Source organism: Hymenobacter properus, assembly GCF_015694735.1.
Taxonomy (GTDB): Bacteria; Bacteroidota; Bacteroidia; order Cytophagales; family Hymenobacteraceae; genus Hymenobacter; species Hymenobacter properus.
Genome location: NZ_JADQDP010000002.1, coordinates 429064 through 444704, shown reverse-complemented (window position 1 = coordinate 444704; position 15641 = coordinate 429064). Strand labels below are relative to the sequence as shown.

Below are 15641 nucleotides of genomic sequence, written 5' to 3'. Positions count from 1 at the left end.
GTCATACCGAGTGCAGCCGCGGCATAACGGACTTGCTTATCCATCCAGATAAGCTCAACCTTAACCCTAGCCCTGCTTTTTCGGTTTAAGCCATACCTGTGCCCGTGTCCGCCCAACCAGCGGGCGCGGGCATTCGCCTATTATCCCCTTTCCTGATTTATGGCTCTTCTTTCCTCCGAGACCAACCCGTTCCAATCCTTTTGGTGGGGCGGATACGAGTGCACCGACCAGCTCAACGCCTTTGGCAACCGCGTCGATTTCCTGCCGCTCACCGGCCATTTGCAGCTGATTGACGAAGATTATGCGGCCCAGAAACCGTTTAATATCGGCACCGTGCGCGAAGGCATTCGTTGGGCCATGATTGAGAAAACGCCCTACCATTACGATTTCAGCACCGTGAAAACGATGCTGGACGCGGGCAAGCGCCACGGCGTGCAGCAAATCTGGGACCTGTGCCACTTCGGCTACCCCGACGACTTGACGCCCTTGCATCCCATGTTTGCCCGGCGCTTCGCGGCACTGTGCCGCGCGTTTGTGGATTTCTATCGCTCCGAGCGGCCCGACGATGTGCTCATCGTCACGCCCATCAACGAGGTGAGCTTCATCAGCTGGCTGGGCGGCGACGCCAACGGCACCTCGCCCTACTGCCACGGCCAGGGCTGGCGCGTGAAGTACGGCCTGATGCGCGCCTACATCGAGGGCAGCTATGCCCTGCGCGAGGCCGACCCCAGCATTCGCCTGCTCACCACCGAGCCGCTCATCAGCATTGTGCCCCCGCCCAACGCCTGGCCCGAGCACCGCCGCGACGCCCGCCAGTCGCACGAAAACCAGTTTCAGGCCACCGACATTCTCTGCGGCCGCTTGAGCCCCGAGCTGGGCGGCTCGCCCGAGCTGCTCGACATTGTGGGCTTCAACTACTACTACGACAACCAGTGGCAGCTGCACCCCTACCGCAAGCTGGGCTGGAACGATGCGCCCATGGACCCACGCTGGGTGCCACTGCACAAGCTGCTGCGCAAGGCCTACCAGCGCTACGGCCGTCCCTTCGCCATCACCGAAACCAGCCACCCCGGCGTGGACCGGCCCATCTGGTGGCGCATGATTGCCGACGAGTGCGCCCAGGTGCTGCGCAAGGGCCTGCCGCTGCAAGGCGTGTGCATCTACCCGCTCATCGACCGCCCCGACTGGGACCACCTCGACCAGTGGCACCGCTCCGGCCTCTGGGACGCCGACCTCGCGCAGCCCGGGCCTGGCCGCGTGCTGCACCAGCCCAGCGCCGAAGCCCTGCTGCAGGCCCAGGCCCTGGTGGCCGCTGCCAAGCCGCCCCGCCGCCGGCAAAGCGCCACCAGCGTGCAAGCCAGTCTTTCGCTGGCCGCGCCTATTTTTAAGCCATGAACCTTTCGGTGTTTCTGGGCACTCCCATCGGCCCGCTGGCCATCAGTGGCTGCGAGGAAGGCTTGAGTGCGGTTACTTTTCTGAACGATGCGGTGATTCCGGCAACGCCGCTGGCTGCTGTGCCCGAATGCCTGCGCCCGGCGTACGAGCAGCTGCAAGCCTACTTTGCCCGCGAATTACGCACGTTCGATTTGACGTACTACTCCACTTTTGGCACCGATTTTCAACGGCAGGTGTGGCAGGCGCTCACGGGGATTGGCTACGGGCGCACGGCCTCTTACCTCGACGTGGCCAAGCTGCTGAACAACCCTAAATCGGTGCGCGCCGTGGGCGCGGCCAATGGGCAGAATCCGCTGGCCATTGTGTGGCCCTGCCACCGCATCATCGGCGCCGACGGCAGCCTGACGGGCTACGCCGGCGGCATGCACCGCAAGAAGTGGCTGCTCGAATTTGAGCAGCCCACGCGGCAGGGCGGGCTGTTTGGGTAAATGGTCTGAAAGCGGCTATGCCGCCCCTGCCAAGCACACAGCAGTTATTTCAGCAGGCCAGGAACGGTGCAACGGATGAGTTTCCAACTAGTCGTGTCCATACACTTGGGCCCCAGGTATTGTAGTTCAACAACATAGGGGAAAGGGATAAACCGAGGCTCAACAAATTGAAAGATTTTGCCCTGCACGATGAAATGGCCTTGGGGAGACATCTTCACCTCGGGGGAAGCTTTGGGGTAAGTGAGGTCGGGCGAATAGTGCAACCGCTCGTCCATTAGGATATGAGCCATGCGCAACGCGTCGATGTAGTTCGGTTCTTCGACGATGACGTTGCCTGTATAGCTTTCATACAGGCTAATCCCTACTCCCACCAAAAAAGGAATGGCCACCATGGCCACGCCCAGGCACGCCAGGACTACGAACAGACGAGTCAGATTGGGCGGGGGCGGCGGGGGCATGGCAGCGAAGTGGACAGCGTAAAAATAAGCGGTGTCCACGGGTACGACAAGGCAGATGGACATTTCGCTACCCCTCCAATCCACCTCACGCCCCCACAAACTTCAGTAGGCCCTGATAGATAATGTTGTGCTGCCAATACAGCTGCAATACCATGGGAATGTGGTGCCGGCCGGGAATGATGGTGTATGTTGGTGCTTGCCCAATGGCTTTGAGCCGGTCGCGGAAGCGTCCCGCGCTGCCACTGATGCTCGGGTAGGTTTCGCCGCCGAGGTAGAACAGAAAAGGCGGAATGCCTGGCCGAATCTTGTAAATGGCTGACATCTCCTTCCAAACCGCGGGGTCGTGGCCGAAAGGCACTTTGTACTGGGCGTCGCCTTCGTAGCGCATTTCCTTTAGGTAGCTGTACATATCCAGCCCGGCCGGGTCGTCTAGGATGGCGCCGCGCACGGGGTTTTGGGGCAGGCCGTTTCGGGCCAGCAAGGCATCGTCGGTAGCGAGCAGCGCGGCTAAGCCACCACCGGCGGAGTGTCCCATTACGAACACGCGCTGCGGGTCGCCGCCGTACCGGGCAATGTGCTGCACCGTCCAGGCCAGGGCGCGGGCGCAGTCGGCGGCCTGCTCGGGCACGTGCACGGCGGGCGCGAGGCGGTAGTTGATGACGACGGCCACCACGCCCTGCTTGGCCAGGCGCCGGCCGATGAAGCTGTAGATGTTCTTGTTGCCGCTCGTCCAGCTGCCGCCGTGGATGAACAGCACCACCGGGTAGCCGGCCGCCTGAGGCGCGGCTTTTTTGGGTGAATACACATCTAGCACGTGGCGCTCCTTGTCAAAATCGGGTGCAGTGCTGGCCACATAAGGCACATTTTTGGTGCGGTGGCTGGGGCGGGCTACCACGTATTCGGTGGCGAGCAGGACGGCCACGGCCGACAGTAGCACCGCCACGGGTGCTACCAGAAGAAAACGACGCATAAAACGGGAACGAATGACCGGCGGCCATGCTTCGGAATGCGCATGGCCGGGGCTCACCTACGCCGCGCCGGTGGCTGCGGTTTGCGCGGCTCGGCAGCAGCGCGGGCTTTGCAGCCCGCGTCCCCGCGCCGTTGGAATCGTTCGGGCTTCCGCTGGAGACGCGGGTTACAAAGTTCGCGCTACGAGCTCTGGCTTTATCTTTGTCAGAAACTGCGGCCGGCGCATTTTAATAGCGGCCGGCATTATTCATTTCTTTAATCTTCAACGTGTTTATCCCTGCTTCGCTCAAAACCGTTTCGTCGGCCCTGACGGCGGCCTTGGTACTGGGGGTGCTGCTGGCCACGCCGGCCCAGGCCCAGCGCCGGGGCAAAACCTCGGCCGCCAACGCCGACGGCAGCCTGGCCACCGCCCCGGCAGCGCCCGGCCGCCCGGCCCGCCTACAGCCTATGTTCGGTGGCCTCAGCCCGGCTCAGGCCACCCAGATTATTGGCGAGGCGCAGCTCAAGGCCATTGCCGCCAGCTTTGCCTCCACGGCCGAAGCCAGCACCTTTTTCACCAATAAAGGCTACGAGTATCTGCGCGAAAACCAGCCCGACACGGCCGTTTACCGCTTCAACCTGGCCTGGCTGCTCGACCCCAAAAATGCCGAGGCCTACCGGGGCATGGGCATTGTGGCCAGCAGCGAGCCCACGCCCGACGCCGCCATCGGCCTGCTCACCAAAGGCCTGGCGCTGTCGCCCAGCAGCGCAGTGCTGATGAGCGACCTGGGCACCAGCCACCTCATCCGCTACAACCAAACCAAGAAGAAGAAGGACCTCACCACCGGCATCGAGCTGTTGCAGCGCGCCACCGCCGCCGAGCCCACCAACGCCGTGGCCTGGCAGGAGCTGGCCCGCGGCTATTTCTACCAGGAGAAGTACGCCGAGGCCTGGGCCGCCGTGCACAAAGGGCAGGCGCTGAGCCCCACCAGCCTCGATTTCAACCTTGTGTCGGACCTGCTGGCCAAGCAGCCCGACCCGCAAGGCACTTTCAAATAAACCCCGCCCGGCAGACCAATTCCGGCAGCCTTGCCGTTGTTGGCCGTACAAGCGGAGTTTCATCATCCTTTATCTCTAGCATGCGGTTTCGTCTTTTTATTCTGGGAGTGCTGGCGGCTGGCTTTCTCAGCAGCCACACGGCCCACGCCCAATACCACTACTCGGTGCGCCACTACAACCGGCAGGGCCGCCCCTACTACCGGGGGCCGCTGCACGTCACGCTCGGCGGCGGCACGGGGCTCTACGACGGCGACCTGGGCAACAGCCCCGGCGACAATTTCTTTGGCCCGGCCGTGAGCGCGGGCATTCTCTACCGCCTCACGCCGCACCTGCACCTGGGCAGCGAGTTCAGCTACCTGAAGCTGGGCGCGCGCGACAAGGCCAAAGAGCGTGGCCTGGCCTTCACCAGCACCAACGGGCTGGGCACGGTGTTTCTGCGGTTTGACCTGCTCCCCGATGAGTCGATTTTTGCGTCGTCGGTGGCCGAGGCACCCATCTTTCAGGTGTTCGTGCAAGGCGGCGCCGGTTTGATGCTTTTCGACCCCCGCTCCTACCTGGGCACTGCGCGGCCCAGCAACGAAACAGCGTACCTGGCCCCAGAGCGCAACGACTATCCCTACCTGGCCGGCGTGGCGCCGGTGGGCGGCGGCTTCAGCGTGCGCCTCACCGACCAGTTCCGGGCGAATCTGGAAGCCAACTACTACTTCACCACCACCGACCAGCTCGATGACATCAGCAAGCGGCTGGGTGGTGCCTCGCGCAACAATGATGGCTTCGGCACGGTGATGCTAAAGCTGGATTACTCGCTGAAATAAGCCAAGCGGCCATACTTCATAACGAAACAAAAAGGCCCGTCAGCAATGCTGACGGGCCTTTTTTAGTCTATTTGCCGAGCGGCTACTCTTTCACGAAGCGCTGGCGGAAGGTTTGCTGCCCGTCGCTCACGCTGATGACGTACATGCCCTTGGCCAGGCTGCTCACGTCGAGCGTGCCGTTGCCGTCGTAGCGTACGCTGCCCACGTTGGCGCCGCGCAGGTCGGCCACGCGCACGCTGATGATGTCAGCATTGTTGCCGAGCAGCAGGTGCAGCTCGTTGGTGGCGGGCACGGGGTAGATGCTCAGCTCGTGGGCCGAGGCCAGGCCGGTGTTGCTGCCGGTCAGGGTAGCGTTGCCGCTGTTCACGGCTGGGGTGCTGGTGCTGGTGCCACCGGCCACCAGGGCCGTGCTGCCGGTTACGCCCACGGCGTCCCAGGCGTTGGTCACAGAAATTACTTCGGGCGAGCCGGCGCCGTAAATGTCCGCGGCGGCCTGAATGGAGTAGGTGCGGGCCTGGGCGTAGGTGGTGCCGGCTGTCATGTACACGTCTTCCATACGGAAGGTAATGAGGGCGGCTTTGTCGATGCCGATGCCATTTACGGAGTAGGCCACGCCCTTCTCGTTGGTGGCCGTCTTACCCACCGAAATCAGGTAGTACCAGAAGTTGATAACACCCGAGTTGGTGTGCACTCCGCCGTAGTCGCCGGTGCCGGTGTACCAGTTGATGCCCTTGTAGTAGTCGGGCTGGCCCTGCGTCTTGGGGGCGCTCATCGAGCGCAAAGCGGCCTGCTGCTTGTCAATTTCCTCGCCAATCAGCCAGGTCGATTTCGGCTTGGCACCGCTCGAGGTCACGCCCAGGTGGTTTACCGCATAGTCCTCAATGCTGGCGCCCCAGATGTCGGACAGGCCCTCGTTCATGGCGCCCGACTCGTTCGAGTAGGTCAGGTTGGCAGTGTTTTCGCACACGGCGTGGCCGATTTCGTGGCCGCACACGTCCAGGGCCGTGAGGGGACGGAAACGGGTGGCGCCGTCGCCGTAGGTCATGCGCACGCCGTCCCAGTAAGCATTCTCGTAGCTGCGGCTGTAGTGCACGTAGCTCTTGATGATGGCGCCGGCGTTGTCGTAGGAGTTGCGGCCGTGCACAGTCTTCCAGTAGTCGTAGGTGAGCTGGGCACCCACGTGGGCGTCGCCGGCTACCCAGTCGAAGTTGGCGTTGTTGTACTCGGCCGACGTCCAGTTGTTGTCAGCGTCGACGAAGTCGACGGCGCGGGCATACTGCGTGCCCTTCTTCATGTTGAAGGTCTGGATGCCGAGGCCGCGGGTGGTTTCGCGCAGGAAATAGCCGCCGGTGGTGGTGCCGTCGGCAAAGGTGCGGGTGCCGCTGTAGGCCGTGGCAAAAGTGCCGGTAGCGCCCGCGTGCTTGATGATGTTGTCTTGCAGCACCACCTGGCCGGTGTGGGCATCCACGTAGATGAGGGCGCGGCTAACCGGCTCCTGAGCGTAAATGTTGAATTTCCAGGCCAGCACCGGCTGGCCTTTCTCGCTGGCGTTGGTGGTCAGGCCATTGCGCACAATCACCAACTCGCCCTGCGGGTAGTAGGTAGCGGCCGAGTTGTTGGTTTCCTGCTTCAGGCCGGCTTCCTCGGCCACGTCCTGCCACATGTACTTGGTGGCGCCCACGTGGGCCAGCGCCCGCGTGAGGGCCGCCGAGGCACTCAGGGCCGGTGTGGTGTTGAAGTTGGTCAGCTTCTCGAAGTCGCCGCTGATGCTTTCCACCGCGCCGCCCTTGGCGTGCACCGTGTAGTCGGCATGCTCTACCCGGATACCCTGGTAGTACTGCGCAAATTTCTCATGGGTATAGCCCAGCGCATCGGTTTTCACGCGGGTCGAGCGCATCTGGTCGGCGTTGGTGAGGGCCAGCTGCTGGCGCAGCACGTCCTCAGCGGACACCCCGCGATAGGCAGCCTTGCCCTCGGCGCTGAACTGCACCAGCACGGGCTGCTTGTCATCGCCCAATACTTTGGTTTGGATGCGGCGGGCATCCTGGGCCTGGGCCACGTTGGCGGCCAGGGTGCCGAGCATCAGTAAAACGGCAGCAGAGTATTTGTTTGTCATGCTTTTAAGTATTTAGAAAAGGATTGAAAGGAAGGTGGAAAGTTGATTGTGAAAAAATCATGAAGTGAAAGCAGGCATTGAATAAAAATGAGCCGCCAGCAGCGCCAGCGGCTCATTTCCATAAAATTCAACCGCTTATTCCTTCACGAAGCGCTGGTGGAACACTTTCTGCCCGTCGCTCACGCTGATGGTGTACATGCCCTTGGCCAGGCCGCTGATGTTAAGCACACCGTTGCTGAGCGTGGTCCCGGTCATGCGGGCGCCGCGCACGTCGGTTACCGTCACATCGGTTACTTCAGCATTGCCGGGCAGCACGAGGCGCAGGGCGTCGGTGGCCGGGTTGGGGAACAGCTCCAGGGTGCGGGCCACATCGTTGCCGAGCGGCGTAGCGTCGCCGGTCAGCGTAGTGGGCGCAATGGCCGCGCCGCCCGTGATGTTGAGGGTGTAGTCCTCGGCCTCGCCGTAGCTGAAGGTGCCGCAGCTGGTGGTGGCCGAGTTGTCGCTCATTATCACGCGCATCACGGTGCTGCCGTTGCGGGCCGTGGTGGGCACCGTGAAGGTGGCGCTCAGGGTGCCGGAGCTGGCGCTGCTGCCGCTAATCACCAGTTCGCCGGCATCGGTGAACACGCCGTTCTTGTTGTAGTCGATGTACACCTTCCAGTACTCGGTGTAGGCGGTGCTGGTGAAGCCAGCCGAGAAGTACATGGTCTGCGACGAGCCAGCGGCCACGCTGGTGCTCAGCGCCGTACCGTTGTAGTAGCCGCCATCTTTACCGGAAGTGCGGTTGATGCTGCCCAGCTGCACGAGGTCAATCCACTCATAGGCCTGGCTGGTGCCTTTGATAGTGCAGTAGGTAGTAGTGGTGGGGGGCGGCGTGGTGGTGCCACCGCCGGCGTAAGACGCGCCCACTCCCACAGCATACCAAGCATCGGTTACGGCAATTACCTGGGCCGAGCCGGCACCGTAGAGGTCGGTAGCGGCCTGGATGGCGTAGGTGCGAGCCTGGGCGTAGGTCGAGCTGGCCGTCATATACACGCTTTCCATGCGGAAGGTGATTTTGGCAGCAGCATCAATGCCCTGGCCGGTCACGCTGTAGGTATTGCCACCTTCGTTGGTGCCCGATTTGCCCACCGCCAGGATGTAGTACCAGTGGTTGAGCACGCCCGAGTTGGTGTGCACGCCGCCCTGGTCGTTGGCATTGGAGGGCGCCGACGACAGCGGCGCCCAGTACTGACCCTTGTAATAAGCCGGCTGGCCCAAGGATTTCGGGTCGCTCATCGAGCGCAAAGCGGCCTGCTGTTTGTCGATTTCCTCGCCAATGAGCCAGGTCGACTTCGCTTTCACGCCGCCCGAAGTGAAACCCAGATTGGCCACTGCGTAGGCTTCGATGCTGGCACCCCAGATGTCGGACAAGCCTTCGTTCATGGCGCCCGACTCGTTGGCGTAGGTCAGGTTGGCCGTTTTCTCGCACACGGCGTGGCCGATTTCGTGGCCGCACACGTCCAGGGCCGTCAGGGGGCGGAAACGGGTAGCGCCGTCGCCGTAGGTCATGCGCACGCCGTCCCAGTAGGCATTTTCGTAGCCGGCACCGCCGGGCACGTCGTCGAAGTGCACGTAGCTTTTGATGATGGCACCGGCGTTGTCGTAGGAGTTGCGGCCGTGCACGTTCTTCCAGTAGTCGTAGGTGGCTTGGGCACCCACGTGGGCGTCGCCGGCCACGTTGTCGAAGTTGGCGTTGTTGTACTCGGCCGACGTCCAGTTGTTGTCGGCGTCGATGAAGTCGGTGGCCGAAGTATAGCTGTTGCTCTTCTTACAGTTGAAGGTCTGGATGCCGAGGCCGCGGGTGGTTTCGCGCAGGAAATAGCCGCCGGTGGTGGTGCCGTCGGCAAACGAGCGGGTGCCGCTGTAGGCCGTGGCAAAGGTGCCGGTGGCCGCCGCGTGCTTGATGATGTTGTCTTGCAACACCACCTGGCCGGTGTGGGCGTCCACATACACGTAGGAGCGGCTAATGGGCTGCGCGGCGTACACGTTGAACTTCCAGGCCAGCACCAGCGGGCCGTTCTCAGCGCCTTGGCGCATATCACGCACAATCACCAACTCGCCGGTCGGGGCGAATTCGTTGGCGTTGGCTTCATTGGTTTGCCACATGTACTTGCGGGCACCTACGTGGGCCAGGGCGCGGCTCAGAGCGGTGCTCTCATTCAGGCCGGGCGTGGTATTCAGGCCCGAAATGCGCTCGAAGTCGCCGCTGATGCTTTCTACCGTGCCGCCCTTGGCGTGCACCGTGTAGTCGGCGTGCTCTACCCGAATGCCTTGGTAGTACTGCGAGAACTTCTGGTGCGTGAAGCCCAGTTGGTCGGTTTCGACGCGGGCCACGCGCATCTGGTCGGCGTTGGTAAGGGCCAGCTGCTGCCGCAGCACCTGTTCGCCGCTCAGGCCGCGCAGGGCCATCTTGCCTTCGGCGTTGAATTGCACCAGCACGGGCTGTTTGTCGTCGCCCAAAACCTTGGTTTGGATGCGCGCGGCATCCTGAGCGTGAGCCGTGGTAGCGGCCAAGGCGCCGAGCAGAGTTAATGCTACAGCTGAGTATTGTTTTCTCATTTAAATGGATGAAAAATGTGGTGGGAAAGGCTTAGCACTTTTTGCAATATTCGTGCTTTTGCCTTCGCAACCTAGACATTATTTCAATCCGCAAACGTTATCGATTAAAAATTTTAATGTTAATGCCAAAATTTTATACAATTCATGAAGATGAATTTGCACTCAGCCAAATTGAAATAATCCTTTACCTTGAAACGAGCAAACTGGACTTATTTTTGCTGATTTTGGGTACGGTTGAGGTAGTCGGCGGCTAAGGTCGACAGTGTCTTCACGCCTAGCGTCAACCCGCTCTCATCAATGCGGAAGCCGGCCGTGTGGTGGTCGGCCGCAGTAGCGGGGTCTTGCCCCTTGGCCATGCCGCCCACGAACAGGAACAGGCCCGGTACCTTCTCCTGGTAAAAAGAGAAGTCCTCCGCACCCGTCACAGCCTTAATTTCGTGCACATGCGCCGGGCCGGCCACCGCCTGCAGCGTGGGCAGCATCCGGGCCATGAGGGCGGGGTCGTTGGTGGTCACGGGCACGTAGGGCTCGATGCTGACGTCGGCGGTGGCCCCGGCGCTCTCGGCAATGTTGGTGGCAATGCGGCGGATGCTGGCCCAGATTTGCTTTTGCACTTCGGGGTTGAGGGCCCGAATGGTGCCGCTCAGCTCTACATCGGGCGGGATGACGTTGTAGCGCACGCCGCCGTTGATGGTGCCTACCGTGACAACGGCCGCGTCGTCAATCAGCTTCACCTGCCGGCTCACGATGGTTTGCAGGCCCAGAATAATCTGCGCAGCCGTCACCACGGGGTCCACGCTGTTCCAGGGGTAGGCGCCGTGGGCGCCCTTGCCGTGCACCTTGATGGTAAACCGGTCGGAGGAAGCCATTTCGCCGCCAGGGCGGTAGCTCAGGTTGCCCACCTCGGTCTGGGCCTGAATGTGCACCCCGAACACGGCGTCCACCTTGGGCTTGTCGAGCACGCCCTCCTTCACCATGAGCTTGGCGCCGCCCTCCACACCGGGCAGGGAGCCTTCTTCGGCGGGCTGGAAAATGAATTTCACGGTGCCGGGCAAGTCGGCTTTCACTTGGCTGAGCACTTCGGCGGCGCCCATGAGCATGGCCACGTGGGTGTCGTGGCCGCAGGCGTGCATCACGCCCACGGGCTGGCCCAGGTAGGTGGTTTTCACCTTGGAGGCGAAGGGCAGGTCGTTGCTTTCGGTGAGGGGCAGGCCGTCCATGTCGGCACGCAGGGCCACCACCGGGCCCGGCTTGCCGCCGCGCAGCACGCCCACCACGCCGGTGCGGCCCACGCCGGTTTGCACTTCCAGGCCCAGCTTTTTGAGGTGGGCGGCAATGAGGGCAGCGGTGCGGGTTTCCTGGTTGCCCAGCTCGGGGTGCTCGTGGATGTCGCGCCGCCAGGCTATCACTTTGGTTTCTTCCTGGGCGGCCAATTGGGCAATGCGGGCATTGAGGGCTGTGTTTTGGGCTTGTGCGGCGGGCGCAGCCAGGGCAAAGGCCGCAGTGGCCGTGAGTAGGGCAAATGTAGAAGTGGAGCGCATCGAGAAGCCAATTTTAGCGGTGAATGGACCCGCAGCGGCACCTGCAGGCAGGTTGCAATGTTACGTTAATGCTACCGGCTTCCGCGCGGCGGTCGAGCTTGTGCCGTATTTTTGCAGCAGTATTTCTTCCTGGTTAATTATTTGATTGCCTTAACTCTGTGGCTACTCTCTTAAAACCGGTTAACTCCTCTCCTGCCGATTCTGCCTCGTTGCCCACCCGCCCGGCTCCCTGGGCAGCGGCCTGGGCCCGCCCCGGCTACCGGCTGCGCCTGGCGCTGGTGCTGCTGCTGATGGCCGCGCTGCTATCGGTGGTGCCGGGCTTCTTTCACTTCATTCAGGCCCGCCCGGGCCACCGACTGGCCGACCCGCTGCTGGCGCTGCTGCCGGTGCACGACGTATCGGTGCCCACCTTTGCGCTGATTTACGGCGCCGTGGCCGGTACGCTGGTGTACCTGCTGCCGCGCCCCAACCTGCTGCTGCGGGCCCTGTGGGCCTACCTGTTTCTGCAGTTGCTGCGCATGGGCACGCTGTGGCTGCTGCCCCTCGACCCGCCCGCGGCCCTGGTGCTGCTGCGCGACCCGGTGATGGACCGCATTTTTGAGGTGACCACGCAGCCCATCGTGCGCGACCTGTTTTTCTCGGGCCACACCGCCACCATGACGCTGCTCGCGCTGGTCGTGCGCGGCCGCAAGCTGCGCCGCGCCCTGCTGCTGATGACGGTGGCCGTGGGCATGCTGGTGCTCATCCAGCGTGTGCACTACAGCTACGACGTGCTGGCCGCCCCGCTGTTTGCCTGGCTGGCCTACTGGCTGGCGGGGCGAGTAACAAAGCAGCAACCCGCCGCTCAAGATTCTATTCCTCTTTGAATATTCTTCGCAATGCACCTAAAAGCCCCGAAAATGTAAATTTTCGGGGCTTTTTTAGGGATTCATTCAAGCGCCCTTAATTTTAGAATAGCTACCTTTTGCGTGAACCGACTGGGGATGGTTTACAAGGCTTGAACGTTGGCCAGCGTGACTTCCGGCAAGTCATAATGCGGCGGCCGTGGGGCGGCAGAGATGGCTTCCGGGATGGAATACCACTGCGGGGGGCTCCAGGGCAGGACTTGGTAGGTGAAGGAGATGCGCGTGCCGGGGCGGAACGCGGCCGTGTCGGCGACGGCGAAGGAAAAGGTTTTCACTTCCGAAAAGGCCGTCGTGTGGCTGTTGGGGTTGCCCGGCAGGGTCAGCGGGGGCGCCAGCTCCACCCGCCACCGCCAGCGCACAGGCGAGACGTTGAAGGAGGCAATGAGCTTGGTGGGCTCGACAGCCACAATCCGCCCCTGCACGGAAGCCAGCGGCGCCGCGGTTGTGGCGGCTGGCACTGGGGCCACCATTTGTTGTTGACAACCTCCTAGCGAAGCGGCAGCCAGCAAACACAGGAACGTTTTCATGGGCGTAGCGGGGAAAGAGGTGGAGTGTATCGGTTTGACCGGCAACTAATGAACGAGGTTGCATTTTGCTCAAAGCGCTCTACAAGCAGAACGGTCCCGGCCAAGTGCCCGAAGCGGGGATGGGTCATGACCGTCTTGAGCTCCATTCCCTTCAAAAAACGCTCCAAAAACCTCGTTTGTCGAGACGCAGTAAGTCTAGGGCGCGACCGTTTTCCTGAACGCAAGTTCAGGGAGGCTGACCAACCCAGTGGACACGGCCACCCGCGCCCGGGTGCTGGCCTAGGTTTCTTCCATATATTAGCCCGCCGGAAGGACTCACCTTTCTGCTTTTGCCGCCCCGCCAGATGCCCCTGCTCCAGTTCTACGCCCATCTGTTGTTCCGGGCAGCCGCGCTGCTCACGGCGGGGCTCGCCCTGGTCTGCCTCGCGGTCATCAACGTGCTGGGTGGGGCCCTGCCGGGCGTGGAATTGAACGAACTGGTGGCCCGCGCGGCGACGGCGTTGCACCGCGACGCCGGCAGGCTGCTGGCTTCGGCCCGGACCCGCAACGCCCCGGAGCCCACCGTTTCCAGGTCCGGCGACGCCGGGTAAGCCCCGGGATTGCCTCCTTCGGAAGGCCGCTACACCTGCCCGAACCTAGCGGCTTTTTGGTGGGGCTTTATTCTCATACGCCCCCAGATGAGGCATTCGGGCCCATTTATTGCCAGGAAAGAGCATATTAGCCTCCCTGTGGAGGCCAGAGCGAAGGTGGCGTTAGCGTGACCAGTCGGCTGACATATTCCTCGTTTCAATAAACGGCCAATAATTTCCCGCCACCAGATGCCAACAAGCTACCGCGGTACTTGGCGAGTCTAAGAAACTCGTCTACGAATCAAAGTTTACAAAATACGCCAAGTAGATGAGTTTTGTAAACTTGTGGGTTTCTCAAAAAAACCATGACTCATAAAAGTGAAAGCCCCAAACCACTCAGGTTTGGGGCTTTCACTTTTATGAAATCTGATTCAAAATGACCACCTAGCCCTACAAATACTTCTCGTAAATCCCGGCCGCGATTTTCTCCACAATGCCCTTGGGCACCACGCTGGTGAGGCCGGCCGACACCTTGTTGAGCACGCCGGGAATGATTTCAGCTTCGCCGGCCAGCAGGCCCGCCACGGCGGCTTCGGCCACGGCTTCGGGCGTCATCGAGACCTTGTTGGCGGTGGCTTGCAGCTCGGCGCCCATGCCGGCGCGGTCAGCAAAGCTGGTGGTGGTGGCACCGGGACTCAGGCACGTCACCGATATATTACTAGCTTTTAACTCGTAGCGCAGGCCGCGGCTGAAACTCAGCAGAAACGCCTTGCTGGCCGCGTAGAGCGAGAGCGAGGGCACCGCCTGATAGGCGGCCGTGCTGGCTACGTTCAGGATGTATGCTTTAGACGCCCGGTGCAGGACCGGCAGCAGGGCGTGCGTGAGGGCCACGGGCAGATGCATGTTCAATTGCAGCATGTTTTGCTGCTCGGCCAGGCCCAACTGCTCAAAGCGGCCCCAGAGGCCGTAGCCGGCGTTGTTCACCAATACGGCCAGCTGGTCGGTTTGCTGGGTGGCCCAGGCGGTCACGGTTTCGGCGGCACCGGGGGCAGCCAGGTCGAGGGCCAGCACTTTGGCCTGGCGCTGGTGTTTTTGGCTGATTTCCTCGGCCAGGGCCGTGAGTTGGTCTTCGGAGCGGGCCACCAGCAGCAGGTCGTAGCCGCGCCGGGCTAGTTGCAGGGAAATGGCGCGGCCAATGCCGCGCGAAGCGCCGGTGACGAGTGCGTACATGGTGGATTAAATTAGTGGGATGTTTGTCATCCTGAGCGCAGCGAAGGACCTTCTCACGTTTACGCCGATTGATTTACTGGAAACCGTTTAGCCGTGAGAGGGTCCTTCGCTGCGCTCAGGATGACAAGCGTTTTTTACTTCACCAAGTGCAGGAAGCGCAGGTAGAAGGGCGTGGGGCTGTCTTCGCTCTTGGGCTGGTACTTGCCTGCGATGATGGGCACGTACATCACGCGGCGGCGGCTGGCCTCGCCGATGAGCGGCGACTGGGCCACGCGGTGCCACATGCGGCCGTCGTGCACGGTGAGGTCGCCGGGCTCGGTTTCGATGGCCATTTCGTTGGGGTCGTAGTACACGTCTTTGTAGTACTTCTTGCGAAACAGCATCTTGTGCAAGCCCTGGCGGTGGGTGCCAGGTATCACGCGCAGGCCGCCGTTGGTGGCCTTGGTGCCGTCGAGGTGCAGGCCCACGTTGAGCATGGGCCCGATGCGCTTGCCGTAGAACACGTCGCGCAGCGAATCGGTGTGCCAGCCCATCTGGCTGAACTCGGAGCCGGGCACGTTTACGTAGTGGTTCACTACGAGGCCGTCTTTCTCGTTTTCGCCCACGCGGCCGCCTTCGGCTTCGAGCAGCGGAAACAGGGCCCGGAACCGCTCATCCTGCAGCAACTCGTGCAGCACGGGATGGTGCTGCGAGGCGAAGGCAAAGCGCTGCACAATGCGCGAGCCGTCCACGTCCTTGCCGTATTTGATGGGCACGCCGTTCACTTTTTCCACGCCCTCAGCCAGCCACTTGGCTTGCACCTCCTGCGTGGCTTGCAGAATTTGCTGAACGTGTTCGGGCGAGGCGAACGGGCGAAAGTGCAGGAAACCGTATTTAGCGAAAAAAGCCCGCTGCTCGGCCGTGAGGGCGTGGCCGAGGGTAAAGCGTGGGTAATCAGCAGATAGAGCCATAGCAGAAAAGAGGCGGCCGGCGGGAAGGCCAACCGACAT

The 15641-nt window shown here is 62.0% G+C and carries 14 protein-coding genes; 6 read left to right on the top strand and 8 right to left on the bottom strand.

Going from position 1 to position 15641, the window contains the following annotated elements:
- Positions 1 to 159 precede the first annotated feature (159 nt).
- On the top strand, positions 160 to 1395 hold the full coding sequence (locus tag I2I01_RS08025) for an amine oxidase (RefSeq protein ID WP_196285931.1): 1236 nt from the start codon (positions 160 to 162) through the stop codon (positions 1393 to 1395).
- Entirely contained in the window at positions 1392 to 1883 is a 492-nt protein-coding gene (locus tag I2I01_RS08020) for a methylated-DNA--[protein]-cysteine S-methyltransferase (RefSeq protein WP_196285930.1), read from the top strand. The genes I2I01_RS08025 and I2I01_RS08020 overlap by 4 nt, the downstream gene beginning before the upstream one ends.
- A gap of 44 nt (positions 1884 to 1927) precedes the next feature.
- Here I2I01_RS08020 and I2I01_RS08015 read toward each other — a convergent pair whose 3' ends face one another.
- Both I2I01_RS08015 and I2I01_RS08010 read right to left on the bottom strand, forming a co-directional pair.
- Positions 1928 to 2380, bottom strand: coding sequence for a hypothetical protein (locus I2I01_RS08015; RefSeq protein ID WP_196285929.1), 453 nt, complete (start codon positions 2378 to 2380; stop codon positions 1928 to 1930).
- Positions 2381 to 2426: 46 nt separating this feature from the next.
- Positions 2427 to 3311 carry an alpha/beta hydrolase gene (locus tag I2I01_RS08010; RefSeq protein ID WP_196285928.1) on the bottom strand — a complete coding sequence of 295 codons (885 nt, stop codon included), beginning with the start codon at positions 3309 to 3311 and terminating at the stop codon, positions 2427 to 2429.
- Between the two features lie 266 nt (positions 3312 to 3577).
- On the opposite strand from I2I01_RS08010, the gene I2I01_RS08005 reads away from it, so the two are divergent.
- Together I2I01_RS08005 and I2I01_RS08000 are read left to right on the top strand one after the other, a co-directional pair.
- Positions 3578 to 4348: a tetratricopeptide repeat protein gene (locus I2I01_RS08005; protein ID WP_196285927.1), complete on the top strand. Its 771-nt coding sequence runs from the start codon at positions 3578 to 3580 to the stop codon at positions 4346 to 4348.
- Positions 4349 to 4428: 80 nt separating this feature from the next.
- Positions 4429 to 5163 carry a hypothetical protein gene (locus I2I01_RS08000; RefSeq protein ID WP_196285926.1) on the top strand — a complete coding sequence of 245 codons (735 nt, stop codon included), beginning with the start codon at positions 4429 to 4431 and terminating at the stop codon, positions 5161 to 5163.
- 82 nt (positions 5164 to 5245) lie between these two features.
- Here the strand turns inward: I2I01_RS08000 and I2I01_RS07995 are convergent, their stop codons facing one another.
- The 3 genes from I2I01_RS07995 to I2I01_RS07985 all read right to left on the bottom strand — a co-directional run bounded on the left by I2I01_RS07995 (position 5246) and on the right by I2I01_RS07985 (position 11421).
- Positions 5246 to 7279: a M4 family metallopeptidase gene (locus tag I2I01_RS07995; RefSeq protein ID WP_196285925.1), complete on the bottom strand. Its 2034-nt coding sequence runs from the start codon at positions 7277 to 7279 to the stop codon at positions 5246 to 5248.
- A gap of 135 nt (positions 7280 to 7414) precedes the next feature.
- On the bottom strand, positions 7415 to 9880 hold the full coding sequence (locus tag I2I01_RS07990; RefSeq protein WP_196285924.1) for a M4 family metallopeptidase: 2466 nt from the start codon (positions 9878 to 9880) through the stop codon (positions 7415 to 7417).
- A gap of 209 nt (positions 9881 to 10089) precedes the next feature.
- The gene (locus tag I2I01_RS07985; RefSeq protein ID WP_196285923.1) at positions 10090 to 11421 is read right to left on the bottom strand and encodes an amidohydrolase; all 1332 of its coding nucleotides are present in this window, start codon (positions 11419 to 11421) and stop codon (positions 10090 to 10092) included.
- 158 nt (positions 11422 to 11579) lie between these two features.
- Between I2I01_RS07985 and I2I01_RS23540 the strand changes: the two genes are divergently transcribed.
- On the top strand, positions 11580 to 12287 hold the full coding sequence (locus tag I2I01_RS23540; RefSeq protein ID WP_196285922.1) for a phosphatase PAP2-related protein: 708 nt from the start codon (positions 11580 to 11582) through the stop codon (positions 12285 to 12287).
- Positions 12288 to 12409: 122 nt separating this feature from the next.
- On the opposite strand, the gene I2I01_RS07975 is transcribed toward I2I01_RS23540, so the two are convergent.
- Complete coding sequence (locus tag I2I01_RS07975; RefSeq protein ID WP_196285921.1) at positions 12410 to 12853, bottom strand: hypothetical protein; 444 nt, start codon at positions 12851 to 12853, stop codon at positions 12410 to 12412.
- Between the two features lie 344 nt (positions 12854 to 13197).
- Here I2I01_RS07975 and I2I01_RS07970 point away from each other — a divergent pair, with 344 nt between their 5' ends.
- Entirely contained in the window at positions 13198 to 13443 is a 246-nt protein-coding gene (locus I2I01_RS07970; protein WP_196285920.1) for a hypothetical protein, read from the top strand.
- Between the two features lie 429 nt (positions 13444 to 13872).
- On the opposite strand, the gene I2I01_RS07965 is transcribed toward I2I01_RS07970, so the two are convergent.
- Together I2I01_RS07965 and I2I01_RS07960 are read right to left on the bottom strand one after the other, a co-directional pair.
- Positions 13873 to 14652, bottom strand: a complete 780-nt coding sequence (locus tag I2I01_RS07965; protein ID WP_196285919.1) for an SDR family NAD(P)-dependent oxidoreductase — start codon at positions 14650 to 14652, stop codon at positions 13873 to 13875.
- 134 nt (positions 14653 to 14786) lie between these two features.
- A complete protein-coding gene (locus I2I01_RS07960; protein WP_196285918.1) occupies positions 14787 to 15602 on the bottom strand; it encodes a phytanoyl-CoA dioxygenase family protein in 816 nt (271 codons plus the stop codon).
- Positions 15603 to 15641: the final 39 nt, after the last annotated feature.